We start from the raw sequence: 24042 nt of genomic DNA on the forward strand, positions 1-24042 counted from the left end.
TTTATTTATTACCTTCTTCTTTTTTTTTTTTTCTTCTTCCTTTTTTTTCTTTCTCCCTCTTTTTTTTCTTTTCCCCCCCCCCCCCCCCCCCCGCGCCCCCCCCCCCCCCACGAAGCCGAGAATTTCGCCACGCCGGATATGGAGCGACAATTTATCGAGAATGACGTTGTCGCCGAAGGAGACGGTGACGTCGTGCGCAGAAAGCACGATCTCCTCCTCGTCGGCCCTTTGCGTAGTCGTGGTCGGCTTTGTGCCAAGCAGCGCCATGTCAGAACTCGATCGCTGCGTAGAACATGGCGAAAAGCCCGTCGAGGATGATCACCACGAAGATCGACTTCACCACCGAAGCAGTCACGTGCTGCCCGAGCGATTCGGCGCTGCCGCCGACCTTCATGCCTTCGACCGAGGCGATCGTGCCGATGATCATGGCCATGAACGGCGCCTTGATCAGCCCGGCAAAGATGGTGCTGAGATCGATGGCAACGCGCAGCCGGTCGATGAAGGCGGCCGGTGCGATGTCGGAGTAGAGCCATGCCGCCAGTATGCCGCCGCCGAGTGCGGCGAAATTGGCAATGATCGTCAGGCAAGGCAGTGCGATCACCAGCGCGACCAGCCGCGGAAACACCAGAACGCCGATCGGATTGAGCCCGATGACCTTCAGCGCGTCGACCTCCTCGCGCATTTTCATCGAGCCGATTTCAGCCGTGATGGCGCTGCCCGAACGGCCGGCGATCATGATCGCAGTCATCAGCACGCCGAGCTCGCGCAGGATCAGCACGCCGACAAGGTCGACGACGAAGATATCGGCGCCGAAATAGCTGAGCTGATAGGCGCCTTGCTGGGCGACGATCGCCCCGACGATGGCCGACATCAGCACAACCACCGGGATGGCGCCGACGCCCATGCGGTCCATCTGGTTGAAGATCGCCGCCGGATTGACCGCATGGCCGCGGCCAAGCTTCATCTGCGCGCCGCGTATCGTGGCGCCCAGTATGTTCATCGCGGCCAGGAAATCGTCACGCATCTCATAGACGCGGCGGCCAACCGCCTCGAGCGCGCGAATGACGATGTTCGGCGGCCCAACGATGCCGGAATCAGGTTCGCGTCGAACAGCGTCGCCGACGGCGCCGAGCAGGATCGAGGCAACCTCGCTTTGCCCCTGCATCGTGATTTTCACACCCTGCTTTTCGAAGGCGCTAACCAGACGGTCGATCACCCAGGCCCCGGCGGTGTCCATCTTCTCGATATGCGAGAGGTCGAGCGCCAATGTCTGAAAGCCGCTGCGTTGCTCGATCTTGCGCATCTCGGCATCGACGAGCGCCACGGTGCGTGTCGTCCAGGTGCCGGAGAAAGCGCAGCCGAGGACGCCGCCGTCCTCGCCGACCACAACGCGCGGCTGGTGGTCGGCCTCCTTGGCGGTCGTGCCGCTTGCGTCGCGTTTGCGGATCGTCAACATGGCGTCCTGTTTAGCCTGACGGGCCGATCTGTTTAACCTGACAGAACCCACCTGTCGATTTGCCGACAAGCTTGTTGTCGCACAGCCGGAGCAGAAAAATATGGCGCGTGTCATTTCGGTCGAGTCCGAGCGCTTTGCCATCGCCGGGACCTTCACCATCTCGCGCGGTTCGAAAACCGAAGCCGAGGTCGTCACAGTGACGATCAGCGAGGACGGCCAGAGCGGGCGCGGCGAATGCGTCCCCTACAAACGCTATGGCGAAACCATCGAGGGTGTGCGCGATGCGATCGAGGCGATGCGGGAGCAGGTTCAAGACGGCATCAGCCGGGCCGCGCTCCTCGACGCCATGCCGGCGGGCGCGGCGCGCAACGCCGTCGACTGCGCGCTATGGGACCTGGAGGCGAAGATCGCAGGCAAGCCGGTGGCTTCCAGCATCTGCACGGCGCCGCCGAGGGCGCTCGAAACGGCTTACACGCTGTCGCTCGGCGAGCCCGAAGCCATGGCAGCCCAGGCCCGCGCCAATGCCCTGCGCCCGCTTCTCAAGGTCAAGATCGGCGGCGACAACGACATGGCCCGCATCCGCGCGGTCAGGGAGGCGGCACCGGCGAGCCGCATCATCCTGGACGCCAATGAGGGCTGGAGCGACGACAACATCGTTGCAAACCTGGCCTTTGCCGCCGAGCACGGCATCGCGCTGATCGAACAGCCGCTGCCGGCGGGCCGTGATGGCATCCTTCGCAACATCGCCCATCCGGTGCCGATCTGCGCCGATGAAAGCCTGCATGAGGCTAAAGACCTTGCCTCGCTTGTCGGCCTTTACGATGGCGTCAACATCAAGCTCGACAAGTCAGGCGGCTTGACCGCTGCCCTCGTCCTTCGCGATCGCGCCCGCGAACTGGGTTTTGGCGTCATGGTCGGCTGCATGGTCGGCACGTCATTGGCCATGGCGCCGGCGGTGCTGTTGGCCCAGGATGCCGATTTCGTCGATCTCGACGGTCCACTGCTGCTGGCCCGCGACCGTGCGCCTGGCCTTGTCTACCAAGGTTCGCTGGTGTCACCGCCCGATCCGGTGCTGTGGGGCTGAACGCGCCGCAAGCCCGATCAGCACAAGGCCGACCAGGGCGATCGGGATCATGGCAAAAAAGCCGTTGACGCCGAAGCGGTCGTAAAGCGGGCCGCACAGGAGCGTCACCACAGCGGTGAAAAAGCCGTTGGAGAAATAGGCGATGCCTTGCGCGGCCCCGGTGCGTTCCTCCGCGACGGTCTCACCGATCATTTTCTGCAGGCCGATCAGCACCAGCGCCACCGAGACCGCGTGCAGCGTCTGGACTGCGAAAAACCCACCTACGCCAAGGCCAAGCGGCCAGATCAAGGGAAAGGCAATCCAGCGCACGATCGCGCCTATTCCCGCCATCACCATGATCGATACGACCGAGAAGGAACCGAAAACCCGAGTAAAGATCATAAACATGCCGATCTCGGCCAGGACACCCCAACCCCAAAGCAGCCCGACCACAGAGTCGCCGATGCCGATCGATTTCCAGTAGATCGAGACGAAGCCGTAGAAAAACGCGTGGCTGGCGGTGATGACGCCGACGCCGACGGAGAAATACAGGAAATAGCCGTTGAGGAGTTTTGGCGCCGACTGCTGGATGTCGGCCGCCGAAAGCGGCGAGGCACGGCGGGGACGGCCGAGCCGCGGCGCGATCAGTGCGACGACAAGTGCGGCGCCAAACGCCACGAAGATGATCACCGGAACTGCCGGGGCGCCGGTCGCCGACAGGATAAAACCGCCGGCAAGATTTGCGCACAGATAGGAGATCGATCCCCATTTGCGCATGTTGGCATAATTCGAGCCGAAGCGGCGCACCCCCGACAGCGCCAGCGAATCGGCGATCGGCGAATGCGGCGTCCAGGCGACGGTGAGCGCCAGCGAAACGGCCAGCACCAGGGCATAGGTCGGCGTCAGGAAATAACCGGCGGACAGCGCCAGCGATGCGGCCGTCAGCGCGACATAGACATGGGCGCGGTCGCTCGCCCTGTCGGCCAGTGCCGTAAGCCATGGCGTCGTCACCACGCGCAGGAACATCGGTGCCGCGAGAATGATCGCTATCTGCTCGGCATCAAAACCGTTTGCCTGCAGCCACAGCGGAAAGTACGGCAAATGTATCCCGAGCGGCACGAAAAGCGTGAAGAAGATCAGGCCCATGCGCAGCTCGAACTGACGCGGCTTGACGAGTTGTTCGAGTAAAGGCGGCGGCAGGGAGGACATCAGCAGGCAATCCGTCGGCGCAGCATTCGACCGGCCGGCCAGCCAACGCACGCCGATCCCATAACATGGCAAAAAAAGCGATGAAACCGCTGCGCTAAAGCGCGTCGCGTTTGACCGCCTCATGCGACGCGCTTTAGGTTCTTGTTTTATGTATGTCGTTATCGCAAAACCGCTGCACACCCTCGTGTCAGGCCCGAGGGCATGCTTTTGCGCGACATGCATGAACACATCATCGCGTCAGGCAGCCTGGACTGCCCTGCCCTTGATGGCGACGATGTCGATCGGCACCAGCACTTCGCTGCCGACCGGAGCCTCCGGCAGGACGTGCGCCCAGTGCAGGATCTCCATCTGGCCGTCGAAATGCTCGACCACTGCGGTGCAGCTCTCCACCCAGTCACCGGTGTTGATGTATTGCACGTCCTCATAATTTTCGATCGCGGCATGGTGGATGTGGCCGCAGATCACGCCGTCGACATGCGAGCGGCGCGCTTCCTCGGTCAGCATGGTCTGGAACGAGCCGATGAAATTCACCGCCTTCTTGACGTTGACCTTGGCCCAGGACGAAAACGACCAGTAAGGCAGGCCAAGCAGCTGGCGAAGCCGCGTCACCACGCGGTTGACCAGCATCGCCGCATCATAGGCGTAGTCGCCGAGATAGGCCAGCCAGCGCGCATTATGGACCACGGTGTCGAACTGGTCGCCATGGATGACGAGAAAGCGTTTGCCGTTGGCAGTCTCGTGGACGACGCGGTCGGCGACGACGATGCCGCCGAAATGCACGCCCTGGAACTGGCGCGCGAATTCGTCGTGATTGCCGGCGATGTAGGTGATGCTGGCGCCCTTGCGCGCCTTGCGCAGCAATTTCTGGACGACGTCGTTGTGGCTTTGCGGCCAGTGCCAGTTCCGTCTCAGCCGCCAGCCGTCGACGATGTCGCCGACGAGATAGATGATATCGGCGTCGTGATGGCGCAGGAAATCGATCAGGAACTCGGCCTTCGCCGCCTTCGATCCGAGATGGACGTCGGAGATGAACATGCTGCGGAAAGTGCGGGGCTCTGCGCCAGGCATTGGATTCTCACCGTTGCTTCCGAACAGGCTATGCCCCGATTCATGCAACAACCGTATGACGGTTGCGATTGGTCCAGCCCCAAGAGTAGGTTGCGACCCAAATCAGAGGAGAAATCGCCATGGATCTCGGTATTCGCGGAAAAAAGGCCATCGTCTGTGCTTCGAGCAAGGGCCTTGGGCGCGGTTGCGCCATGGCGCTCGCCGAAGCCGGCTGTGACCTGGTCGTCAACGGGCGCAACGCCGACCAACTGGCCAAGACCGCCGCCGAACTGCGCGAAAGATTTGGCATTGAGGTGACCGAGATCGTCGGCGACGTATCGAAGCCCGAGGTGCAGAAGGCGCTGCTTGCCGCCTGTCCCGATCCCGATATCCTCGTCAACAACAATGGCGGACCGCCGCTTCGCGATTTCCGCGAACTCGACCGCGAAAAGATCCTCGAAGGCGTCACCCAGAACATGGTGACCCCGGTCGAACTGGTTCAGGCTGTCATCGACGGCATGGCCGAGCGCGGCTTCGGCCGCATCGTCAACATCACCTCGCTGTCGGTCTATGTTCCCATTCCAGGCCTCGATCTGTCGTCCGGCGCGCGCGCCGGCCTGACTTCGTTCCTTGCCGGCGTCGCGCGGACGGTGATCGACCGCAATGTGACGATCAACAACATGCTGCCGGGCAAGCTCGACACCGACCGGCTGCGTCCCCCGCATGAAGCCGGCACACCGGAAGATCCGGCTGCCGCCGCCGCACGCAAGACCCAGGCAGCAGTCAACGTTCCGGCCAAGCGGCTCGGCACGCCGGAGGAATTCGGCCAGATTTGCGCCTTCCTGTGCTCGGTTCACGCCGGCTACCTGACCGGGCAGAACATCCCGGTCGATGGCGGCCTCTACGTCAGCGCGTTTTAGCGCCTAACGCTTGGTCCCGCTGGCAACTGCGAGAAAAAGGGTGTTTTTCTGATTCTACGAAAAATTCCAAGCGCTGGCATTGGCACTTTATGGATGACGTGTGGCTGTTGCTGTCCGCCGGTTTTCTAGGCTTGATGAGAGGCTAGGTAAGCAAAATGAGCGATGTGGACGAACACCTCGATCTGACGGAGATCAACGCCGTCCGCAGGTTGTTGACGTCAAAGCCACGACCGGTGGGCTGGGGCGAACGCCGGGCGCGGCTCGACGAGGTTGGTTCGGTGTGGCCGATTGCGGACGACATCCGATGCGAGGATGCGGTTCTCGACGGCCTTGGGGGAGAGTGGTCGCTAGCGCCTGAGAGTGACAGGGATAAGGTTCTGCTCTTCTTCCACGGTGGTGGCTACTGCTCCGGCTCTCTCCAAAGTCATCGTCGAATGGTGACCGAGGCAGGTCGAGCCATGGGAATGCGCACCCTCGCGATCGACTATCGACGCGCACCGGAACATCCTTTCCCTGCGCAACATGAAGATGCACTCACCGCATGGCGCTTTCTGAGCCGGCAAGGGATCACGCCGGACCGCATCGTGGTTGGCGGAGACAGTGCGGGCGGCAACCTCACCCTGTGCTTGGTCAATATATTGTGCGCGGCAGGGGAGCGGTTGCCGCGATGTCTTTGGCTGGTCTCGCCCTGGACGGACCTTTCGATGGCCGGCGCGACACTATCAACTAAGGACGCAATCGACCCTATCATCCACCGGGCGTATTTGGAGGAACTGGCCACCGCCTATGTTCCCCATGGCGTTGGTCGGCGCGATCCCCTGATCTCGCCGTTGTTCGCCGATCTGAGCGGATTTCCCCCAATGCTGATACAAGTCGGTTCGGCCGAGGCGCTGTTGTCGGACGCAACTCGGCTCGCGGAAGCCGCTGGCGCGGCTGACGTCAAAGTACGTCTCGAAATTTGGCCGTATATGATTCACGCTTGGCCGGTTTGGAATGCAGGATTGAGTGCCGGTCGCCGCACTCTTCACAGCGCGGGTGTGTTTGTCCGCGAATATTTATAACCCTGGGTGAGGCATCTGCTGGCGCCACTTTCTCGTTCCCAATCGACGAGACGAATGACAGCATTCCGCAGGCTGCACCCGTTGTAGACATCACACTGGGCGGTGGCGGCCTCTACGTCAGCGCGTTTTGGTACCTAACGCTTGGTACCCGCTGGGAACGCCGGGAGGCGATCCATCTCGGCCGTTCTTGTCAGGAAGTGACGGCTCTGAACGCAGGCGTTGCAGGTGCCGTGCCAGACCATAAGGAGCCGATTTATCGTCCGAAGTCTCAAAGACATCGGCTGCGCTGGCGAGGGGGGCGGGTGTGGTGTTGAGTAGCGGGGCTATGATGGCCCCTTCCCGCGCCGGCCGCCGCTACAGTGCATAGGGCCATTCGTCCGGCACGAAGCGATAGGCGTCGCCATCGCGCGCCACATGGCCGATGCCGGGGAACGGCAAATGCATGCCGGCGATCAGCATCCGGTCGGCAGCGACCCGGTCGAGGGTCCGCTTGCGCGTTTCGGCAGCCAGCTTGGAATCGACATCGAAGGCGATGCTCCAATCCGGGCGCGCGAACTGGTAGGTCGCCATGTGCACGACATCGCCCCAGATGAACAGCGCCTCACCGTCCGATTCCACGATGAAGCCGGCATGGCCCGGAGTGTGGCCGGGCAGCGGCACGGTGCGGATCGAGCCGAGCGCCTCGCGCTCGCCGTCCACTTGCCGCAGGCGATCCGCATAAGCGGCGGCAGCCTTGCGTGCCCCGATGAAGAACGGCTTCGCTTCGTCCGGCGCCTGGTTCATGTTCGCATCGTCGTGCCAGAAGGCGTAGTCGGTGGCGGTGACGACGAGTTCGGCATTGGGAAACAGCGCCTGGCCGGCGGGAGTCAGCACGCCGTTGATATGGTCGGGATGCATGTGGGTAATCAGCAATGTATCGATCTGGTCCGGAGAGACGCCGGCTGCCTCGATAGCGGCCGGGAGTCGGCCGAGTGACGGGCCCATGCTGTCCGACGTACCGGCGTCGACGAGCACCAGACGGTCGCCCAGATTGATGAGATAGGCATTGACCGGTGCGCGGCGCGGTCCGGGCTTCTGGAAGCTGGCCTCAGCCAGCCGCTCCGCGGCCTCAGCGAGCCCGATGACCAGCTCGGAACCAATGTCGATATAGCCATCTAGTAGCGCCGTAACCTGGACCGATCCCACGTTGCGGCGCAGCGCGCCAAGCGTTGCGGCGTCGACCAGCGGCGCTCGGGCCACCGCCGGAACGGATACATTGGCTAGGAGAGTGCCGCCGGTTAGGCCGGCACCGGCGAGAAAATGACGGCGGGAAAGCGGCATTGCATCGTCTCCAGTTTGGGGATCTAGAGCTCCAGGCGGAGCAAGGCGGGTCTATGTCATAGGCTCAGCTTTTTGAACTTGCCGATTCCTTATATGTCTTATTACTCTTGTTTATTAATCACGACGGAGAGTTGCCATCATGGACCGCTTGACCGAGCTGACCAGCTTCGTACGCGCCTGCGATACCGCCAGCTTCTCGGCGGCAGCGCGCGAGTTGGGCTTGAGCCAGCCGGCCGTCAGCCAGCAGATCCGCGCACTGGAAAAGCGTCTAGGGGTCCGGCTCTTTGACCGTACGACTCGCCATGTTTCGCCGACGGAAGCCGGCCGGCGTTATCTGGAGCGCGCCCGCGACATCATCGAGCGCCTCGAGGAGGCGGACCGCAGCGTCGGCTGCCTCGAATCGAAGATGTGCGGACGTCTTGCCGTCGGCGCGCCGGCCAGCTTCGGCGCAGGTGTGCTTGGCAGCTACCTAATCGAGTTCAAGCGCGCCTATCCGGAACTGTTGCTCGACGTGGCGCTGACCGACAGTTTCGTCGATGTGATCGCAGAGGGGCTCGACGTGGCGATCCGTATGGGGACCATCGATGACGACCGGCTGATCGTGCGCAAGCTCGGCGTGATCGGGCGCTGCCTTGCGGCGACGCCAGAGTATCTCGACCGCAGGGGCCGGCCGCGACGCCCGGAAGATCTCGCCGACCATGATTATCTGCTTTACGCCCACATCAGGAAGCGCGATGTCGTGCCGCTCACCGGCCCGGGCGGCGAAAAGGCCGAGGTGCGAATCCGGCCGGCCATGCGCTCCGACAATTCGCTGCTCAATCATCAGGCGTTGCTGTCCGGCGTCGGCATCGGCCTCGGGCACAGGGTGATACTCGATCCGCTCATTGCCGAAGGCTTGCTCGAACATGTGCTGCCGGACTGGCACTATGCGCCGCACCATGTGCATGCGGTCTATCCATCGAACCGCTTCATTCCGTTGAAGGTCAGGCGGTTCGTTGCCGGCTTCGCCGATCACCTCGCCGCGATGGGTGCGTTCATCGATGACAAAAAAACATGTACATCCAAGGAAACGGCGCCGGCCCAGTGAAGTCTGACGTTTGTACGTGCAGGGAGTTGGCGGAGACGGGGGAGTCGAGATGTGGCGCGGCGGAGATAGGCGTAGCCCCGCAACCGCGCAGTGAGTAGCTGTCGGGTGGACGGTAGCCGCAAAGCCTGGAGGCGGTCGACCTAACACCGTTGCGGCTGCTGCTCCCGCAGGACACATGAACTGCCCTTCATGGTCATTCCTCCTGCCGATCGAGAAACCGCTTCACGGCGCCGAGGAACACACCGCGCCCTGCGGCCTCGCGGTCGAGATGCACGAAGTGGGTAGCGTCCGGGATGTTCAGGCGTTCCACTTTTGGTGCTTCGTCCACAATTGCCTTCGCATCCTCCGGTCGGCTCCAGAAATCCCGTCCGGAACGGATGACGAGCACCGGCATGGTGAGCGCCGCCGCCGACCATTGCCGGCGATCGAACGCGAGTTCGAAGCTGTCGGCCATGGCGCCGCTCGGTGACCGGAAACTCGGCGGCTGGCGCGTCGACGCCGTCTCGTCGGAGGCGAGTGCCGCATCACCATAGGCCGCGGCCACCGCGGGATCGCGCCACTGAGCCTTGTCCGCGACCGGGATGCTGTCGTCCCAGGCGGTGAACAGGCTCGGACGTGTATTCAGCCGATAACCGCCGAACGCATGGACATTGAACGTCCCGGGCCGATCCGGATTTTCGAGCAGCGAGCCGGTGCCAAGAGTGGGATGCTGGTTGAGCCTCCATACAGGGTGTTGTAGAGGATGAGCCGATCGACCGTCTGCGGAAACCGGCTGGCATAGGCGCCGGCAAAATGCCCGCCGGTGGCCCAGCCGACGAGGCTGATCCTCGAAACGTCGCTCCATTTCGCGATGCCGTCGACCGCTGCGGAAATACCCGCCACGATTGTCGATAGCGTCTGGAAACTGCTTGAGGCTCGTTCAGACGTGAGTTGACCGCCCGCGACTGGACACGCCCGGCCGCGCGACGCGCTCGATGACATCCGCGCCGGCCGCGACGAGGCAGGTGAGGATTTCAGCGCAACAATCTGACATGGTATGGTTTTCCACGATCCATCCCCCCAAACTGGCGGTTGCGTCATTTGGCATCGTGAAAAACCAGCGCTGCATGCTAAACCTCGACGCAGCCGCCCTTTATTTCCACAAGCATCCACGCCCTGGAAAGCTTGAAATCCAGGCGACAAAGCCGCTCGGCAACCAGCGCGACCTGGCGCTCGCCTATTCGCCAAGCGTGGCGCTGCCCTGTCTCGAAATCCGAGACTAGACGGCTGCCGTAAGCTCCTTGCATTGGCCCTCATTGCGTCTTACGTTTGGCGCATCGATCAAGTGAGGGTATGATAATGCCGGAGACTGCAACCCTGTCCTCGAAGTTCCAGATATCGATCCCCAAGGCGATCCGGACCGCCCAGCATTGGGAAGCGGGTTTGACCTTTGCCTTCATCCCGAAGGGAACGGGCGTGCTACTCGTCCCTGTGCCGAAGCGGGAAGCGCTGAAGGGGCTGGCGAAGGGCGCTTCGGCGACGGAATATCGCGACCGGTCGGACCGTTTCTGATGGTGCTCGTCGATACCTCCGCTTGGATCGAATGGCTGATAGGCTCTCCGACTGGAGAGCAGGTGGCAGTGCATCTGCCCGAGCAAGCCGACTGGCTCGTTCCGACCATTGTGCAGTTGGAACTCGCAAAATGGCTCACTCGCGAAGTAGGCGAAGACAAAGCCGATCAGACCATCGCCTTTACGCAGGTCTGTACGGTGGTCCCGCTTGACACGGAAATCGCCCTAGCGGCCGCCGAAGCCTGCCGGAAGCACAAATTGGCGACCGCAGATGCGATCATTTTCGCGACCGCTCGGGCGCATGACGCGACGCTCCTGACTTGCGACAAGCATTTCGAGAGCCTGCCAGTCGTCACCCTCATCGAAATGATCTAGCGCTGACATTGTTGGACCGCGGGGTGATGTCGGCTCCGGCTCTCGACCGAGGGCGTGAGAAAACTCGGCACGTCGGTCAAGACGTAGAATTTTCTCCTTTGCCCAAGCGAACAGAAGCGCGCTCGTATTCGATGCGGCTCGCGCGTGAAGGTCGTTTTCCACCCATTGCAGACATTCAAACTGGATGTCGGCGTAGCTCGCCGCAGCGCGCCGCCCCGCGTCCAGCATTTCAATGGGACCACGCAGCGGGACGCTATGCGAACCCAAAGGCCGCACTTTGCGACATATCACCTCTCGAAAAGCCTCGGCTGCATGCTAAGAGACTCAAAACTCAAAACAGCAAACGGACTGAGGAGCGGCCGGCATGCAAGGCGAAAACAAAAAAGCAGCCCGGTCAGACCTCGACGAAGCCGCCCTCTATTTCCACAAGCACCCACGCCCTGGAAAGCTTGAAATCCAGGCGACAAAGCCGCTCGGCAACCAGCGCGATCTGGCGCTTGCCTATTCGCCGGGCGTCGCGGCGCCCTGTCTGGAAATCCGCGACAATCCGGCAGCCGCCGCCGACTACACGGCGCGCGCCAATCTGGTTGGTGTCGTCTCCAATGGTACGGCGGTGCTCGGCCTCGGCAATATCGGCCCGCTGGCCTCCAAGCCGGTGATGGAAGGCAAGGCGGTGCTGTTCAAGAAATTCGCCGGCATCGACGTCTTCGACATCGAGATCGACGCGCCTGACATCGAGCGGATGGTCGAGACGATCTCGGCGCTGGAGCCGACCTTCGGCGGCATCAACCTCGAGGACATCAAGGCGCCCGAATGTTTTGAGGTCGAGGAACGGCTGAAGGCCCGCATGGCCATACCGGTCTTCCACGACGACCAGCACGGCACCGCGATCATCGTCGCCGCCGCCGTGCTCAACGGGCTGGAATTTGCCGGCAAGACGATCTCCGACATCAAGATCGTCACCTCTGGCGCCGGGGCAGCGGCCCTCGCCTGCCTCAACTTGCTGGTTTTGCTCGGCGCGCCCATCGAAAACATCTGGGTCACCGACCGTTTCGGCGTCGCCTACAAGGGCCGCGTCGACGAAATGGACCGCTGGAAGGACCCCTATGTGAAGGACACCGAGGCGCGCACGCTGGCCGATGTGCTACCGGGCGCCGACGTGTTCCTGGGCCTTTCGGCCGCCGGCGTGCTGAAACCGGAATTGCTCCAGCACATGGCGCCAAAACCGCTGATCCTGGCCTTGGCCAACCCCAACCCCGAGATCATGCCGGAAGCGGCGCGGGCGGCGCGACCCGATGCGATGATCTGCACCGGCCGTTCTGATTTTCCCAACCAGGTCAACAACGTACTCTGCTTTCCTTACATTTTCCGTGGCGCCCTGGACTGCGGCGCCAGCGCCATCAACGAAGAGATGAAGATGGCTGCGGTGCGGGCGATCGCAGCCCTTGCCCGCGAGGAACCGTCTGACGTCGCCGCCCGCGCCTATTCCGGCGAAACGCCGATCTTCGGGCCCGATTTCCTGATCCCCTCGCCGTTCGATCCCAGGCTGATCCTGCGCATCGCGCCGGCGGTGGCCAGGGCCGCCTGCGACACCGGCGTCGCGACACGGCCGATCACCGACTTTGCCGCTTATATCGACACGCTCAACCGCTTCGTCTTCCGCTCCGGCCTGGTCATGAAGCCGGTGTTCACGATGGCCAAGACGTCGAGCGCCAAGCGCGTCATCTATGCCGACGGCGAGGACGAGCGCGTGCTGCGCGCCGCCCAGGTGGTGCTGGAGGAAGGCATCGCCGAGCCGATCCTGATTGGCCGCCCGCATGTCATCGAAGTCAGGCTGAAACGCTACGGGCTGCGGATCAAGCCGGGGGTCGATTTCGGCCTGATCAATCCCGAGGACGATCCGCGTTATCGCCACTATGTCGACCTTTTGATCGAGCTCGCCGGCCGGCGTGGCGTCACGACGGAGGCCGCGCGCACCATGGTGCGCACCGACAACACGGTGATCGCCGCACTTGCCCTCAAGCGTGGTGACGCCGACGCCATGGTCTGCGGCCTGGAAGGACGGTTTGAGCGGCATTTGCGCAATGTCACCCTGATCATCGGCCCGCGCGCCGGCATCAAGGATCACGACCTGTCGACGCTTTCGATGCTGATCTCGCAGCGCGGCATCATTTTCCTCACCGACACCCATGTCACCGTCGATCCGACCGCCGAGGAGATCGCCGAGATGACGGTGCTGGCGGCCGAGGAAATCCAGCGCTTCGGCATCGAGCCCAAGGCCGCCCTGCTGTCGCATTCGGATTTCGGCTCGCGCGATTCGCCAAGCGCGCTCAAGATGCGGCAGGCAGCGGCGATCCTGGCGCGCATCGCGCCGGACCTGCAATGCGACGGCGAGATGCATGCCGACTCGGCTCTGTCGGAGCCGCTGCGCCAGCGCGTCTATCCGCATTCGCGGCTGAAGGGCGAAGCCAATCTGCTGGTCTTCCCCAATCTCGATTCGGCCAATATCACGCTCACTGCGCTGCGCGCGATGATGGACGCGCTGCATGTCGGCCCGATCCTGCTCGGCACCGACAGGCCGGCGCATATATTGACGCCGTCGGTGACGTCACGCGGCGTCGTCAACATGACGGCGCTCGCGGTGGTCGAAGCGGCCCACAAGGCGCAGGCGGTCGTAACTCTGGGCGAAGCCGGCCTTTCGCAGTAAGCTAAATGAACAGTTAACCGCAGACGCGGTAACCTTCGCAACCGACGAGGCAAGCGGAGTTCCGGATGGGCGCGAGGTGGAAGCTGACGCATGCCGCCGCATCAACTGTCAAAGGCGGCGCCGCCCTTCATCGCCCTGCCCGTCCTCCGCAGCAGCTGCGCTGCAGCTGCGGAGGGTGGACCGGGTACTTCTCCCCGTATGGTAACGGGGAGAAGGGGGCTGGCCGCAGTCTCGGCTCCCTTACTGCGACCCTGGTGATTGGCGAAACCGGTGACAAAAGCGCCCCTCTCCCCGTCCCTATACGGGGAGAGGATGCCGGCAGGCAGGTGAGGGGCAGCACCAACGCCCGGGGCGAGAAACCGCTAAAACTGACGCGTGCCGCAGCGCTGCTCGGTGCCCTGGCGCTATCAGCCTTTGCCGCCACCGAACTGCAGGCCGCCTCCGGTGTTTGCCGGCAGCTGGAAGCCGATCTCGCGGCCGCTTCGCGCGGTGGCGGCACCAAGCCAGCCCTGCTCAGGAAATATGACGATGCAATCGTGCGGCAGCGCCAGCAGATTTCAAAGGCCGTCAGCCAATCCAGCCGCGCCGGCTGCGGCTTTTCGCTGTCGCGCCGCAACGCCAACGCATGCGCCACACTCGACGCCACCATCGATCGCATGGCAGCCAATCTCGACGGCTTGCAAGCCACGCGCGCTGAACTCGCCGGCGACGGCTCGCACCGCAATCGCGCACGCATATTGGCTTCGCTCGACGCCAATGGCTGCCGCGATGATGCGGCGCTGCCAAAGCCGGCACCGAGCCGCGACGCCAGCCGTGGAACCGGCGAGAAAAACTTGCTCGACCAGCTTTTGGGCAGCGACGCAATTGAACCCGGCGCGCCCGACCGGCCTGAAGAGCCCGATCAAGCTGTGGGCCCGCGCGACATCCGCAACATGCTCGATAATGCCGATGACATGGGCCAGCCGCACGGCGAATTCCGCACCATGTGCGTGCGCACCTGCGACGGCTATTTCTTCCCGATGTCGAACGCCGCCTCGCTGGGCGATTTCGAGCGCGACCAGAAGAACTGCGATTCGAGTTGCCCCGGCACCGAGATGCAGGTGTTTTATGCGCGCGGCTTTGGCGACGACTCGGGCGGCATGACGTCTTCGGTAACCGGCAGGCCCTACAGCGAGCTGCCGACCGCCTATCTCTACAAGCAGCCCGCGCATCCGCCGGCCTGCGGCTGCAACGCCGCGCGAAATTTCGAGATCATTGCCGGCAACCCGCCAGGCCCGGAACAGCCTGACCCCGCCGACCCCGCGAGTTTGGCCAATGGCGAAGGCCGGCTCGATCGCGAAGCCATCGAGCCCCGTGCCGCAAAACCCTCGCCGACGACCTTGCCGCCGCCGGAACAGCGCAAGGTCAGGGTCGTCGGGCCAACGTTCCTTCCCGACCCAGCAGCGGCAACAGATCTGCAAGCTCGGGTCCCGAGGGCTGGCCCGTAAGCGCCAGCCTGAGCGGCGTGAACAGCGCTTTGCCCTTGCGGCCGGTTGCTTCCCTGATCCTGCCGGTCCACTCGTTCCAGACCGACCCGTTCCAGGGGTCTTCCGGCAAAAGGTCGAACGCCTGGCGAAGGAACTCGCGGTCGGGGTCGGAAAAGTCCGGCTGCTCCTGCGGGCCGTCGCGAAGTGTGCGCCACCAGATTGCTGCATCGGCCAGCCTGTCGAGATTGCCGCGCACCGCCAGCCAGAAGGGCTCCGCCTGTTCGCCGGAAATGCCGAGCACGATCAGCCGGTCGCGCGCCTCGTAAAACGGCATATGGTGCAGCAGCGTGCGATTGAGCACGAAGAGCTCGTCCGGATCGAATTTGGCCGGGGATTTCGATGTCGCCGCCGGATCGAAGCGCTCGGCAAGCTCAGCCATCGTCTGCACGGCGGCGACGTTTTCCGAGGTGCCGACGAGTACCGCCAGCGAGGCGACGGCCATCGGCTCGATGCCGGTCTCGCGCAGGCTTTCGATGGACAGCCCGCCGCTCCGCTTCGACAGGCCCTCGCCCGACGCGGTGGTCAACAGATTGTGGTGGCCGAACACCGGCGGCTCGGCACCCAGCGCCTGGAACAAGGCCAACTGCACGCCGGTATTGGTGACGTGGTCGTCGCCGCGGATGACATGGCTGACCCCCATCTCGATGTCGTCGACCACCGAAGGCAGAGTATAGAGATAGGTGCCGTCCTCGCGCATCAGAACCGGGTCGGAAAGCGAGGCTAGGTCGACGGTTTCCTCGCCGCGCACCAGATCGTTCCAGTGGATTTCGGTGCGCTCCGGCTGTAACCGGTCGCTGGTGAAGTTGGGCAGGAGAAAGCGCCAATGCGGCCGGCGGCCATCCCCCTGGTATTCGGCGACCTGCTCAGCCGTCAGCGTCAGCGCCTCGCGGCCGTAGACCGGCGGCAGGCCGCGCGTGCGGCGCACCTTTCGCCTGAGATCGAGCTCTTCCGGTGTTTCGTAGCAAGCATAGAGAAGGCGCGCCGCCTTCAATTTCTCCACCGCCGCATCGTAGATCTCGAAGCGCCGTGACTGGTATTCCGTAGCGTCGGGAAAGATGCCCAGCCAATGCAGGTCGTAGAGGATGGCGTCGGAGAATTCCTGCGTCGAGCGCGCGACGTCGGTGTCGTCGAAGCGCTGGATGAAGCGGCCCTTGTTGTTCATGGCGAACAGCCAGTTGAACAGCGCAGTGCGCGCATTGCCGATATGAATGCGGCCGGTGGGTGATGGGGCGAAACGGACGGTAACTGTCATGAATGGGGCGTACCGGATGGTTTTGCTGTTGACAAGACACGCCCCCGCCCTTGGCCGCAGACATAAGACATGACGAAGGCGATGAAAAGGCGGCAGCGCCGCGCGTTTTAGCGCATCGGCCCGAAAATCGGAACCGATTTGCGGAAAGCACGATGCGCAGATTCAAAGTTGTTGGACGCTCGCGGCGCTGCAAGTCGTCAGATCGCCAGCCCCTTGGTCAATTCGAGCGCCTGGCGCTCGAACAGCCGGCGGTAGATGCCGCCTTGCAGCCGGATCAGCTGATCATGCGAGCCCTCCTCGACGATGCGGCCGCGATCGAACACCAGAAGCCTGTCCAGCGCTCGCACCGTCGAAAGCCGGTGCGCGATGACCAGCGTCGTGCGGCCGACCATCAACCGCTCCATCGCCTGCTGGATCAGCACCTCCGATTCCGAATCGAGGCTCGACGTCGCCTCGTCCAGAATGAGGATCCGCGCGTCGGCAAGGAAAGCCCGCGCGATCGCCACCCGCTGGCGCTCGCCGCCCGACAATTTCACGCCGCGCTCGCCGACCAGCGTGCCATAGCCTTTCGGCAGATCGACGATGAAGTCGTGCGCGCTTGCCAACCGTGCGGCATGCTCGATCTCGGCCTGCGTCGCGCTCGGCCGGGCATAAGCGATGTTTTCGGCCAGCGACCGGTGGAACAGGATCGGCTCCTGCTGGACGATAGCGATCTGCCCGCGCAGCGACGCCTGCGCCACCCCGGAAATATCCTGGCCGTCGATCAGGATCGTTCCCGCGTTCACGTCGTAAAGCCGCTGAATCAGCTTGACGAAGGTCGTCTTGCCCGAACCCGAATGGCCGACCAGCCCGACGCGCTCGCCCGGCGCGATGTCCACCGAAAAGTCGCGATACAGCGGCAGTCGGTGGCTGCCATAATGGAAGGTGACGTTGTCGAAGCTGATGCGTCCGTCGGTGATGCGGATCGGCCTGGCGCCGGGCACATCCTCGATGCCGAGCGGCTCGAACTGGAAGTCGACCAGTTCCTCCATGTCGTTGATCGAGCGCTGCAAATTGCGGATGTGCGTGCCGATATCGCGCAGATAGCCTTGCAGCACGAAGAACGAGGTCAGCACGAAGGTGACATCGCCGGCGCTCGCCTGCCCCCACGACCACAAAAGCAGCGAAAATCCGATCACCGCTGTTCGCAGAAGCAGCAGCATCGATCCTTGCGTGGTGCCGTTGATGGTGCCGCGCACCCAGGTGCGGCGCGTGCGGGCGCGCCATCTGGCGACGACCTTGGCGAGGCGTGTTTCCTCGCGTTCCTCGGCGCCAAAGCCGTTGACCACGGCGTTGCAGCTCACCGCATCGGCCAGAGAGCCGCCAAGGCGCGTGTCCCATGCATTGGCAAGCCTTGCCGCGGGCGCGACATAGCCAAGCGACAGCAGCGCCGTCACCGCGATGAACAGCACCGAGCCTGCGGCGACGACAGCACCCATCAGCGGCCAGAACCAGCCGAGCAGCAGCGTCGAGCCGACGAGCATGACGACGGACGGCAGCAACGCGATCAGGATCGTGTCGTTGAGCAGGTCGAGCGCCCACATGCCACGGGTTATCTTGCGCACGGTCGATCCGGCGAAGCTGTTGGCGTGCCAGTCGGTGGAGAAACGCTGGACCCGGTGGAAGGCGTCGGCGGCGATATCCGCCATCATCTTCAGGGTCAGTTCGACGATGGCCATGAAGGCGAGGTTGCGCAGCACGACACCGGTGAGCGCCAGCGCCACCAGCATCGAAAAGGCCGCCATCGCCGCGTCCCAGGCGACATCGTCGGCCGCAGCACTGCTGGCGACGGCGTCGACCAGCCGGCCGGAATAGAGCGGCGTCAGCACGTCGGCCAAGGTCGACAGCAGGAATGTGCCCATGATGAGCGAAAGCCGCCACGGCTGGCGCCGCCAATGACTGAGCGTGAAGCCAAGGACGCTGCGAAAGGCGCCGGCGCGCAAATCGATCTGAAAACGAGCCATGATGTCATTCGGGCGCAAACGAGCCCGGTCCCGGTAAGGTCGAAATTGAGAAAACCGCGTTGGGCGCGTGAGTACCCGGGAATGCGGAAGGTTCGGCATATTGGCGGCTCGCCCGAATTCGGGCGGCGACCGGCATCGACGAATGCCTGTTGTCAGATTGCCTGGCCGTGAAGCTGAAAACCTTCCGGCGCGCCCTCTGAAACCTAGGCTTCGCGGCCTCGCATAACGATGTCAAATCCTGGCATTCGGTCCTCCCATTAGAGCGACGTGCGTCCATTCGGACGCACAAAGTACGCTCTAACTTCTTGAATCTGCGCATCGTGCTTTCTGAAAATCGATTCCGATTTTCAGGCCGATGCGTAGGGATCGCGGAAAGGCGTTTATAGAGTCGCGTCAACGCCGCGCCAAGTCAGTGGAAGGCCAAAAGTGCATCTGGTCCAACTGGTGAGGCGATTTTGCAACAATCGCGGGTTGTGCACTTCCTCGCGGCAGCCATTTTCACAGCAGCAAAAAACGGCGATCTATCCGCCGTCCCTGAACCGGTTGGTGATGGGATAACGGCGGTCGCGGCCGAAATTCTTTTTGGTGATCTTCACGCCCGGCGCCGCCTGCCGGCGCTTGTATTCGGCAATGTAGAGCAGGTGCTCGATGCGCGTCACCGTTGCCCGGTCGTGGCCGCGGGCGACGATCTCGTCGACACCCATCTCGTTCTCGACCAGACACTCCAATATGTCGTCCAGCACCGGATAGGGCGGCAGCGAATCCTGATCCGTCTGGTTCTCGCGCAGTTCCGCCGACGGCGCCTTGTCGATGATGTTGTTCGGGATCACCTCGCCGGAAGGGCCCAGCGCACCCGGCGGCACATGCGTATTGCGCCAGCGCGCCAGCGCATAGACCTGCATCTTGTAGAGGTCTTTTATCGGGTTGAAGCCGCCATTCATGTCGCCGTAGAGCGTGGCGTAGCCGACCGACATCTCGCTCTTGTTGCCGGTGGTGACCACCATCGAGCCGAACTTGTTGGAGATCGCCATCAAAATGGTGCCGCGCGCGCGGCTCTGCAGGTTTTCCTCGGTGATGCCTTCCTTGGTGCCCTCGAAAAGCTGCGTCAGCGTATGCAGGAATCCGTCGACCGGCTCGAAGATCGGCACGATGTCGTAACGGCAGCCGAGCGCGCGGGCGCAATCCTCGGCGTCTTTGAGCGAGTCCTTAGAAGTGTAGCGGTAGGGCATCATCACGGCGCGCAGCCGCTCCTCGCCGAGCGCATCGACGGCAAGTGCGGCGCAGATCGCCGAATCGATGCCGCCGGAAAGCCCGAGCACGACATTCCTGAAACCGTTCTTGTTGACGTAGTCGCGCAGGCCGAGCATGCAGGCGCGGTAATCGGCCTCCTCCTTTTCCGGGATTTTTGACATCGGTCCTTCGGAGCAGACCCAGCCATCAGGACCATTTCCAACTTGCGCGCCTGCCGCGGCGTTATTTCTATTTTGCGCGCCTGCGGCGGCGCGGTTGCGCTTCCAGGTGGTGACGTTGACCGTTTCCTCGAACTGGCTCATCTGGAAGGCCAGCGTCTTGTCGGAACCTATGGCAAACGACGCGCCGTCGAAGATCAGCTCGTCCTGGCCGCCAAGCTGGTTGGCATAGATGATCGGCAATCCGCATTCGATGACCTGGCGGATGACAATCTGGTGGCGAACATCGACCTTGCCGCGATAATAGGGCGAGCCGTTCGGCACCAGCAGGATTTCAGCACCACTTTCGGCCAGCGTCTCGCAGACGCCGACATCGCCCCAAATATCTTCGCAGATCGGAATCCCCAGGCGCACGCCGCGGAAATTGACCGGCCCTTGGATTTCAGGGCCGGCCTGGAAGACGCGCTTCTCGTCGAATTCGCCGTAGTTCGGCAGATCGAGCTTGTAGCGCTCGGCAAGGATCTTGCCGCCATCGGCAAAGATGATCGAATTGTGCGTGCCGCTCTTGCGCTTCAGCGGCGTGCCGATGATGACGCCCGGCCCGCCATCGGCAGTGTCGCCAGCGAAATCCTGCGCCGCCCGCTCGCAGGCCTTCAGGAACGCCGGCTTCAGCACCAGGTCTTCGGGCGGATACCCAGCAAGGAAAAGCTCGGTGAGCAGCACGATGTCGGCGCCCTGGCGAGCGGCATCCGCCCTCGCCTCGCGCGCCTTGGCGAGATTGCCGGCGACATCGCCAACCGTTGGATTGAGCTGGGCGACGGCGATGCGCAATATGTCGGAAGCGGTCTTGTCGGTCATGCCTGCTGACTTAGCGCGACAGAATTGGCCGGGCAATGGCGTTTGCTTGGACCACCCCAGACCGAATGACCTAGGTCATTCGTGTCAGACCGTGATGACACATGTCATTCGTAAGACCGATCGGACCGCCGGATACCGATCGCGTCCTATTCGCCCATATATTCGCGCAGTGCCTGCGGCGAGTGGTTTTCGCCGATCGACATCGCCAGGATGCGCGAAATATGCCGGCGCGGCAGGCCGGTTTGTGCCGCCCAGGCATTGATCTGGTTCTGGATCTTGTCGAGATCCCTTTTGGAGGTCGGGATTTGGGCGATGTCCAGGCCGGCGTCGCGCAGTGCGGCGGCCATGTCGCCTGAGACGATGAAGGCGTCCCACTCCAGCCACCTCAAAAAATACTGGCCGGTATTGCCGCCGAGCCGGCTGCCATGCTTGCCGAGATAGACCATCAGTCCAACCTGGTCGTCTTCTGGCCAGTCGGCGAGGAACCTGCCAAAGCCGCCGTGCTCCTTCGAGACACGCTCGACGAAAGCCGCGTTGTCGCGAACCGACTTGATCTTCTGCGGATTGCGCACGATGCGCTCGTCGTTCGTCAGTTCGTGCCAGAAATCGTCAGGCTGGAACAACAGCCGCTTCGGCTCGAAGCCGAGGAACGCTTGTTCGAAACCCGGCCATTTCTGCTCAATGACGCGCCAGACGAAACCGGCGGCAAAAACACGCTCGGCCATCGTCGACAGGATGCGGTCGTCGCTAATGTCAGCCACCGCGGCATTGTCGGGCATCGGCCCCAGCAGCGATGCCAGCACCGCTTCCCCGCCCTTGCGTTTGGCCGCGCGGGCGCGGATTTTCTGAAAATCCATCATTGTTTCCTCACCCTGTCGCGTCAATCTACCACTTCCCGCGCGAACCGGCAGCCTCTAGGTCTATGCGGACGCTGACGACGGAGGCGACAATGAACAAGACGATCGAAGATCTGGCAAACCGCTGGCTGCGGCGAAGGCCGGATGGCCTAAGCCAGGTCGAGAGCCAGGTGCTGCAAAGCACGCTCGAACGCACCACGATCGCGAAGGACACCAACAAGGCCGTCGCTTTTCACCAGACGTTTGGCGACCGCCTCGCCGATACCATCGCCCGGATCGGCGGTTCGTGGTCCTTCATCCTGGTCTTCATCGCCTTCCTGATCCTGTGGACGTCAGGCAATGCTTGGCTTCTGTCGCGCGACGCCTTCGATCCCTATCCCTTCATCTTCCTCAACCTTATCCTGTCGATGGTCGCTGCGCTGCAGGCGCCGGTGATCATGATGGCGCAGAACCGCCAGGCCGAGCGCGACCGCATCGACGCCGCCCACGACTACCAGGTCAATCTCAAGGCCGAGATCGAGATCATGGCGCTGCATGAGAAGCTGGACGAACTGCGCCACAGCCAGATCGTTGGCATGCGCGACGAGATCGCGCAGCTGGCCGAACAGGTGAAGCGGATCGACGAGATACTGTCGAAGCAGCGGACGCCTTCATGACGGATGCCATCCACAACCTCATCGAGCAATATGGGCTGATTGCCGTCTTCCTGGGCTGTGTCGCCGAGGGCGAAAGTGCCGCCCTCCTCGGCGGTTTTTTCGCGCATCAGCATGTTTTCGTCCTGTGGCAGGCGTTCCTGGCGGCCGCCATCGGCGCCTTTGCCGGCGACAGCTGTTTCTTTATCCTCGGACGAAGCTTCGCCGACCATCCGTTCGTGGTCAAACTGAAGGGCCGGCCGGGTTTCAGCCACGCCTATCGTCTTGTCTCCACCCATCCCGACATTTTCGTGCTGACGAACCGCTTTATCTATGGCCTGCGCCTTGTCGGCGGCATCGCGGCCGGATTGTCCGGCATTGCCGTGACGCGCTTTGTCATTCTCAACGCCATTTCATCGATGGTCTGGGCCGGATTGTTCACCACCGTCGGCTATGTGTTCGGGCTTGGCGCGGAGCGCATCGTCGGCCAGGCGTTGGTCCGTCACGAGCGATTGTTGATCGCCCTGGCGATTGGCCTGGCAGCAGCGATCCTCGCCTGGTTCATCGCTCACACCATTGCCAAGAAGGAGCGCAGCAAGGAGAAGTGAGGATCAGTCGATGCCGAGCGCCCGGTCGCCGCGATCAAGGATCAGCGGGATGATCAGGTCTTCCTCGTCGGCAAGATGCCGGGTCAGCATGGCAATCAGCCGGCTGTTCTCGTCGGCATAGGCATCGGCGGCAAAGCGCTGCTTGTCCTCGCTCTCGCTTAGCGTGCGGATGAAAGCGTTTGCGGCCTCGGCATTGCGCTCCAGCCCTTCATGGATCGTATGATGATCGGCATCGAGAATCTCGAAGCCGCGCTTCAGCCGGGTCTCGGCCTTGGCGAAGACCGGAAAGTAATGGATATCCTCGACATTATGGTGGCCGTCGAGATGACCGAGAAAATGGTTGAGGCGCGGCGCGAACCAGCCCGCGAACTCCGGCGCCGTCAGCCTGCCCTCGCGATAGTCGCCGATGCCGTTGGTCAGCATGCCGCCGAGCTCGCGGAACATGTCGTGCCGCTGCAGCCACATGTTGGCGATGCCACGGATATTGGCGTGGCCCTGCCAGACCTCGCGCGGATATTTCTCAGCGAGCCAGCGCAAATCGTCCGGCAGGCCTGCCCGTTCGAGCAGCAGGGAAACGGCGGTCATGTCGGTCTCCTCAGACCATGATCCCGGAAAGTGGATACCGGTTTTCGGAACAGATCATGGGATCAGGTTGTGGTGACCGGCATGTAGGGGTTTGATGGCTAGATCGGTAGCCCCATGATTCGCTCGATGATGGCGATGCCCCAGACGCCGGCAACGATCACCACCGAAATCAGCACCGCCAGCGAACCGCAGTCCTTGGCGAGCTGGATATCGACGTTGAATTCCCGGCTGAACGCATCGCATGCGGCCTCGATGCCGGTGTTCAGCACTTCGACCATGATCAGCAGCAGCACCGCGCCGATCAGCAGCGCATAGCCGCGCCACGACACCGAAACAAACCAGCCGAGCGGCAGCGCCAGCACGAGCAGCATCAGTTCCTGCTGGAAGGCTTTTTCGCTGGAAGCCAATTTGCGAAATGCCCGCACTGAATTGTAGAAAGCATCGATCAGCCGCTGCATGCCAAACCTTTCCGAATCACCGGCAGGGGATAGCGCAATGGCCGGATCAAGGGAATAAG

General features: G+C 62.8%; 23 protein-coding genes and 1 pseudogene. 11 read left to right on the top strand and 13 right to left on the bottom strand.

Annotated features, from left to right (window positions below; all coding sequences use genetic code 11):
• A pseudogene (locus tag AC0L2Z_RS10515) lies at positions 1 to 267 on the bottom strand (hypothetical protein); the annotation flags it as partial.
• A gap of 1 nt (position 268) precedes the next feature.
• On the bottom strand, positions 269 to 1456 hold the full coding sequence (locus AC0L2Z_RS10520) for an ABC transporter permease (RefSeq protein ID WP_027155114.1): 1188 nt from the start codon (positions 1454 to 1456) through the stop codon (positions 269 to 271).
• Between the two features lie 100 nt (positions 1457 to 1556).
• On the opposite strand from AC0L2Z_RS10520, the gene dgcA reads away from it, so the two are divergent.
• On the top strand, positions 1557 to 2540 hold the full coding sequence (gene dgcA, locus AC0L2Z_RS10525; protein ID WP_473627815.1) for an N-acetyl-D-Glu racemase DgcA: 984 nt from the start codon (positions 1557 to 1559) through the stop codon (positions 2538 to 2540).
• Here the strand turns inward: dgcA and AC0L2Z_RS10530 are convergent.
• Positions 2511 to 3728, bottom strand: a complete 1218-nt coding sequence (locus AC0L2Z_RS10530; protein ID WP_473627817.1) for an MFS transporter — start codon at positions 3726 to 3728, stop codon at positions 2511 to 2513. The genes dgcA and AC0L2Z_RS10530 overlap by 30 nt on opposite strands.
• Before the next feature lie 237 nt (positions 3729 to 3965).
• A complete protein-coding gene (locus tag AC0L2Z_RS10535) occupies positions 3966 to 4796 on the bottom strand; it encodes a UDP-2,3-diacylglucosamine diphosphatase (protein ID WP_287175231.1) in 831 nt (276 codons plus the stop codon).
• Positions 4797 to 4915: 119 nt separating this feature from the next.
• Here AC0L2Z_RS10535 and AC0L2Z_RS10540 point away from each other — a divergent pair, with 119 nt between their 5' ends.
• A complete protein-coding gene (locus AC0L2Z_RS10540) occupies positions 4916 to 5695 on the top strand; it encodes an SDR family oxidoreductase (protein WP_473627819.1) in 780 nt (259 codons plus the stop codon).
• A 155-nt stretch (positions 5696 to 5850) separates the two neighbouring features.
• Positions 5851 to 6756, top strand: coding sequence for an alpha/beta hydrolase (locus tag AC0L2Z_RS10545; RefSeq protein WP_473627821.1), 906 nt, complete (start codon positions 5851 to 5853; stop codon positions 6754 to 6756).
• 354 nt (positions 6757 to 7110) lie between these two features.
• On the opposite strand, the gene AC0L2Z_RS10550 is transcribed toward AC0L2Z_RS10545, so the two are convergent.
• Positions 7111 to 8076 carry an MBL fold metallo-hydrolase gene (locus AC0L2Z_RS10550; RefSeq protein ID WP_473627823.1) on the bottom strand — a complete coding sequence of 322 codons (966 nt, stop codon included), beginning with the start codon at positions 8074 to 8076 and terminating at the stop codon, positions 7111 to 7113.
• A 139-nt stretch (positions 8077 to 8215) separates the two neighbouring features.
• Here AC0L2Z_RS10550 and AC0L2Z_RS10555 point away from each other — a divergent pair, with 139 nt between their 5' ends.
• Entirely contained in the window at positions 8216 to 9163 is a 948-nt protein-coding gene (locus AC0L2Z_RS10555) for a LysR family transcriptional regulator (RefSeq protein WP_128169017.1), read from the top strand.
• A gap of 193 nt (positions 9164 to 9356) precedes the next feature.
• Here the strand turns inward: AC0L2Z_RS10555 and AC0L2Z_RS10560 are convergent, their stop codons facing one another.
• Both AC0L2Z_RS10560 and AC0L2Z_RS10565 read right to left on the bottom strand, forming a co-directional pair.
• The gene (locus AC0L2Z_RS10560) at positions 9357 to 9617 is read right to left on the bottom strand and encodes an alpha/beta fold hydrolase (RefSeq protein ID WP_473627825.1); all 261 of its coding nucleotides are present in this window, start codon (positions 9615 to 9617) and stop codon (positions 9357 to 9359) included.
• Positions 9618 to 9784: 167 nt separating this feature from the next.
• Entirely contained in the window at positions 9785 to 10144 is a 360-nt protein-coding gene (locus AC0L2Z_RS10565) for a hypothetical protein (protein WP_473627827.1), read from the bottom strand.
• Between the two features lie 125 nt (positions 10145 to 10269).
• Between AC0L2Z_RS10565 and AC0L2Z_RS10570 the strand changes: the two genes are divergently transcribed.
• The 5 genes from AC0L2Z_RS10570 (at position 10270) to AC0L2Z_RS10590 (ending at position 15282) form a co-directional block, all read left to right on the top strand.
• Positions 10270 to 10425 (top strand): hypothetical protein, encoded by a 156-nt coding sequence (locus tag AC0L2Z_RS10570; protein ID WP_473627862.1) that lies wholly within the window; start codon positions 10270 to 10272, stop codon positions 10423 to 10425.
• 70 nt (positions 10426 to 10495) lie between these two features.
• Positions 10496 to 10714 carry an AbrB/MazE/SpoVT family DNA-binding domain-containing protein gene (locus tag AC0L2Z_RS10575; protein ID WP_287138542.1) on the top strand — a complete coding sequence of 73 codons (219 nt, stop codon included), beginning with the start codon at positions 10496 to 10498 and terminating at the stop codon, positions 10712 to 10714.
• Positions 10714 to 11088: a PIN domain-containing protein gene (locus tag AC0L2Z_RS10580; RefSeq protein ID WP_473627829.1), complete on the top strand. Its 375-nt coding sequence runs from the start codon at positions 10714 to 10716 to the stop codon at positions 11086 to 11088. The genes AC0L2Z_RS10575 and AC0L2Z_RS10580 overlap by 1 nt, the downstream gene beginning before the upstream one ends.
• Positions 11089 to 11452: 364 nt before the next feature.
• Positions 11453 to 13795, top strand: coding sequence for an NADP-dependent malic enzyme (locus AC0L2Z_RS10585; RefSeq protein WP_473627831.1), 2343 nt, complete (start codon positions 11453 to 11455; stop codon positions 13793 to 13795).
• Between the two features lie 326 nt (positions 13796 to 14121).
• Positions 14122 to 15282 carry a DUF2865 domain-containing protein gene (locus AC0L2Z_RS10590; RefSeq protein WP_473627833.1) on the top strand — a complete coding sequence of 387 codons (1161 nt, stop codon included), beginning with the start codon at positions 14122 to 14124 and terminating at the stop codon, positions 15280 to 15282.
• Here AC0L2Z_RS10590 and gltX read toward each other — a convergent pair.
• The 4 genes from gltX to AC0L2Z_RS10610 all read right to left on the bottom strand — a co-directional run bounded on the left by gltX (position 15200) and on the right by AC0L2Z_RS10610 (position 21703).
• Positions 15200 to 16573, bottom strand: a complete 1374-nt coding sequence (gene gltX, locus AC0L2Z_RS10595; RefSeq protein WP_473627835.1) for a glutamate--tRNA ligase — start codon at positions 16571 to 16573, stop codon at positions 15200 to 15202. The two genes, AC0L2Z_RS10590 and gltX, sit on opposite strands and share 83 nt — an antisense overlap.
• 197 nt (positions 16574 to 16770) lie before the next feature.
• On the bottom strand, positions 16771 to 18576 hold the full coding sequence (locus AC0L2Z_RS10600; RefSeq protein ID WP_473627837.1) for an ABC transporter ATP-binding protein: 1806 nt from the start codon (positions 18574 to 18576) through the stop codon (positions 16771 to 16773).
• A 521-nt stretch (positions 18577 to 19097) separates the two neighbouring features.
• Positions 19098 to 20843: an NAD+ synthase gene (locus AC0L2Z_RS10605; RefSeq protein WP_473627838.1), complete on the bottom strand. Its 1746-nt coding sequence runs from the start codon at positions 20841 to 20843 to the stop codon at positions 19098 to 19100.
• Positions 20844 to 20989: 146 nt separating this feature from the next.
• The gene (locus AC0L2Z_RS10610; protein WP_473627840.1) at positions 20990 to 21703 is read right to left on the bottom strand and encodes a DNA-3-methyladenine glycosylase I; all 714 of its coding nucleotides are present in this window, start codon (positions 21701 to 21703) and stop codon (positions 20990 to 20992) included.
• An 89-nt stretch (positions 21704 to 21792) separates the two neighbouring features.
• On the opposite strand from AC0L2Z_RS10610, the gene AC0L2Z_RS10615 reads away from it, so the two are divergent.
• Complete coding sequence (locus AC0L2Z_RS10615) at positions 21793 to 22356, top strand: DUF1003 domain-containing protein (protein ID WP_287228568.1); 564 nt, start codon at positions 21793 to 21795, stop codon at positions 22354 to 22356.
• Positions 22353 to 22940, top strand: a complete 588-nt coding sequence (locus tag AC0L2Z_RS10620) for a DedA family protein (protein WP_287228566.1) — start codon at positions 22353 to 22355, stop codon at positions 22938 to 22940. Before AC0L2Z_RS10615 ends, AC0L2Z_RS10620 begins: the two co-directional genes overlap by 4 nt.
• A 3-nt stretch (positions 22941 to 22943) precedes the next feature.
• Here the strand turns inward: AC0L2Z_RS10620 and AC0L2Z_RS10625 are convergent, their stop codons facing one another.
• Together AC0L2Z_RS10625 and AC0L2Z_RS10630 are read right to left on the bottom strand one after the other, a co-directional pair.
• Positions 22944 to 23525 carry a hemerythrin domain-containing protein gene (locus AC0L2Z_RS10625; RefSeq protein ID WP_287228564.1) on the bottom strand — a complete coding sequence of 194 codons (582 nt, stop codon included), beginning with the start codon at positions 23523 to 23525 and terminating at the stop codon, positions 22944 to 22946.
• 98 nt (positions 23526 to 23623) lie between these two features.
• The gene (locus tag AC0L2Z_RS10630) at positions 23624 to 23983 is read right to left on the bottom strand and encodes a diacylglycerol kinase (RefSeq protein WP_091593617.1); all 360 of its coding nucleotides are present in this window, start codon (positions 23981 to 23983) and stop codon (positions 23624 to 23626) included.
• Positions 23984 to 24042 lie beyond the last annotated feature (59 nt).

It is taken from the genome of Mesorhizobium sp. WSM4850, assembly GCF_055811735.1.

Coding starts and splice junctions, on each gene's coding strand:
- AC0L2Z_RS10520 (WP_027155114.1), bottom strand. CDS start 1,456: ATGTTGACGATCCGCAAACGCGACGCAAGCGGCACGACCGCCAAGGAG.
- dgcA (WP_473627815.1), top strand. CDS start 1,557: ATGGCGCGTGTCATTTCGGTCGAGTCCGAGCGCTTTGCCATCGCCGGG.
- AC0L2Z_RS10530 (WP_473627817.1), bottom strand. CDS start 3,728: ATGTCCTCCCTGCCGCCGCCTTTACTCGAACAACTCGTCAAGCCGCGT.
- AC0L2Z_RS10535 (WP_287175231.1), bottom strand. CDS start 4,796: ATGCCTGGCGCAGAGCCCCGCACTTTCCGCAGCATGTTCATCTCCGAC.
- AC0L2Z_RS10540 (WP_473627819.1), top strand. CDS start 4,916: ATGGATCTCGGTATTCGCGGAAAAAAGGCCATCGTCTGTGCTTCGAGC.
- AC0L2Z_RS10545 (WP_473627821.1), top strand. CDS start 5,851: ATGAGCGATGTGGACGAACACCTCGATCTGACGGAGATCAACGCCGTC.
- AC0L2Z_RS10550 (WP_473627823.1), bottom strand. CDS start 8,076: ATGCCGCTTTCCCGCCGTCATTTTCTCGCCGGTGCCGGCCTAACCGGC.
- AC0L2Z_RS10555 (WP_128169017.1), top strand. CDS start 8,216: ATGGACCGCTTGACCGAGCTGACCAGCTTCGTACGCGCCTGCGATACC.
- AC0L2Z_RS10560 (WP_473627825.1), bottom strand. CDS start 9,617: ATGGCCGACAGCTTCGAACTCGCGTTCGATCGCCGGCAATGGTCGGCG.
- AC0L2Z_RS10565 (WP_473627827.1), bottom strand. CDS start 10,144: ATGTCATCGAGCGCGTCGCGCGGCCGGGCGTGTCCAGTCGCGGGCGGT.
- AC0L2Z_RS10570 (WP_473627862.1), top strand. CDS start 10,270: ATGCTAAACCTCGACGCAGCCGCCCTTTATTTCCACAAGCATCCACGC.
- AC0L2Z_RS10575 (WP_287138542.1), top strand. CDS start 10,496: ATGATAATGCCGGAGACTGCAACCCTGTCCTCGAAGTTCCAGATATCG.
- AC0L2Z_RS10580 (WP_473627829.1), top strand. CDS start 10,714: ATGGTGCTCGTCGATACCTCCGCTTGGATCGAATGGCTGATAGGCTCT.
- AC0L2Z_RS10585 (WP_473627831.1), top strand. CDS start 11,453: ATGCAAGGCGAAAACAAAAAAGCAGCCCGGTCAGACCTCGACGAAGCC.
- gltX (WP_473627835.1), bottom strand. CDS start 16,573: ATGACAGTTACCGTCCGTTTCGCCCCATCACCCACCGGCCGCATTCAT.
- AC0L2Z_RS10600 (WP_473627837.1), bottom strand. CDS start 18,576: ATGGCTCGTTTTCAGATCGATTTGCGCGCCGGCGCCTTTCGCAGCGTC.
- AC0L2Z_RS10605 (WP_473627838.1), bottom strand. CDS start 20,843: ATGACCGACAAGACCGCTTCCGACATATTGCGCATCGCCGTCGCCCAG.
- AC0L2Z_RS10610 (WP_473627840.1), bottom strand. CDS start 21,703: ATGATGGATTTTCAGAAAATCCGCGCCCGCGCGGCCAAACGCAAGGGC.
- AC0L2Z_RS10615 (WP_287228568.1), top strand. CDS start 21,793: ATGAACAAGACGATCGAAGATCTGGCAAACCGCTGGCTGCGGCGAAGG.
- AC0L2Z_RS10620 (WP_287228566.1), top strand. CDS start 22,353: ATGACGGATGCCATCCACAACCTCATCGAGCAATATGGGCTGATTGCC.
- AC0L2Z_RS10625 (WP_287228564.1), bottom strand. CDS start 23,525: ATGACCGCCGTTTCCCTGCTGCTCGAACGGGCAGGCCTGCCGGACGAT.
- AC0L2Z_RS10630 (WP_091593617.1), bottom strand. CDS start 23,983: ATGCAGCGGCTGATCGATGCTTTCTACAATTCAGTGCGGGCATTTCGC.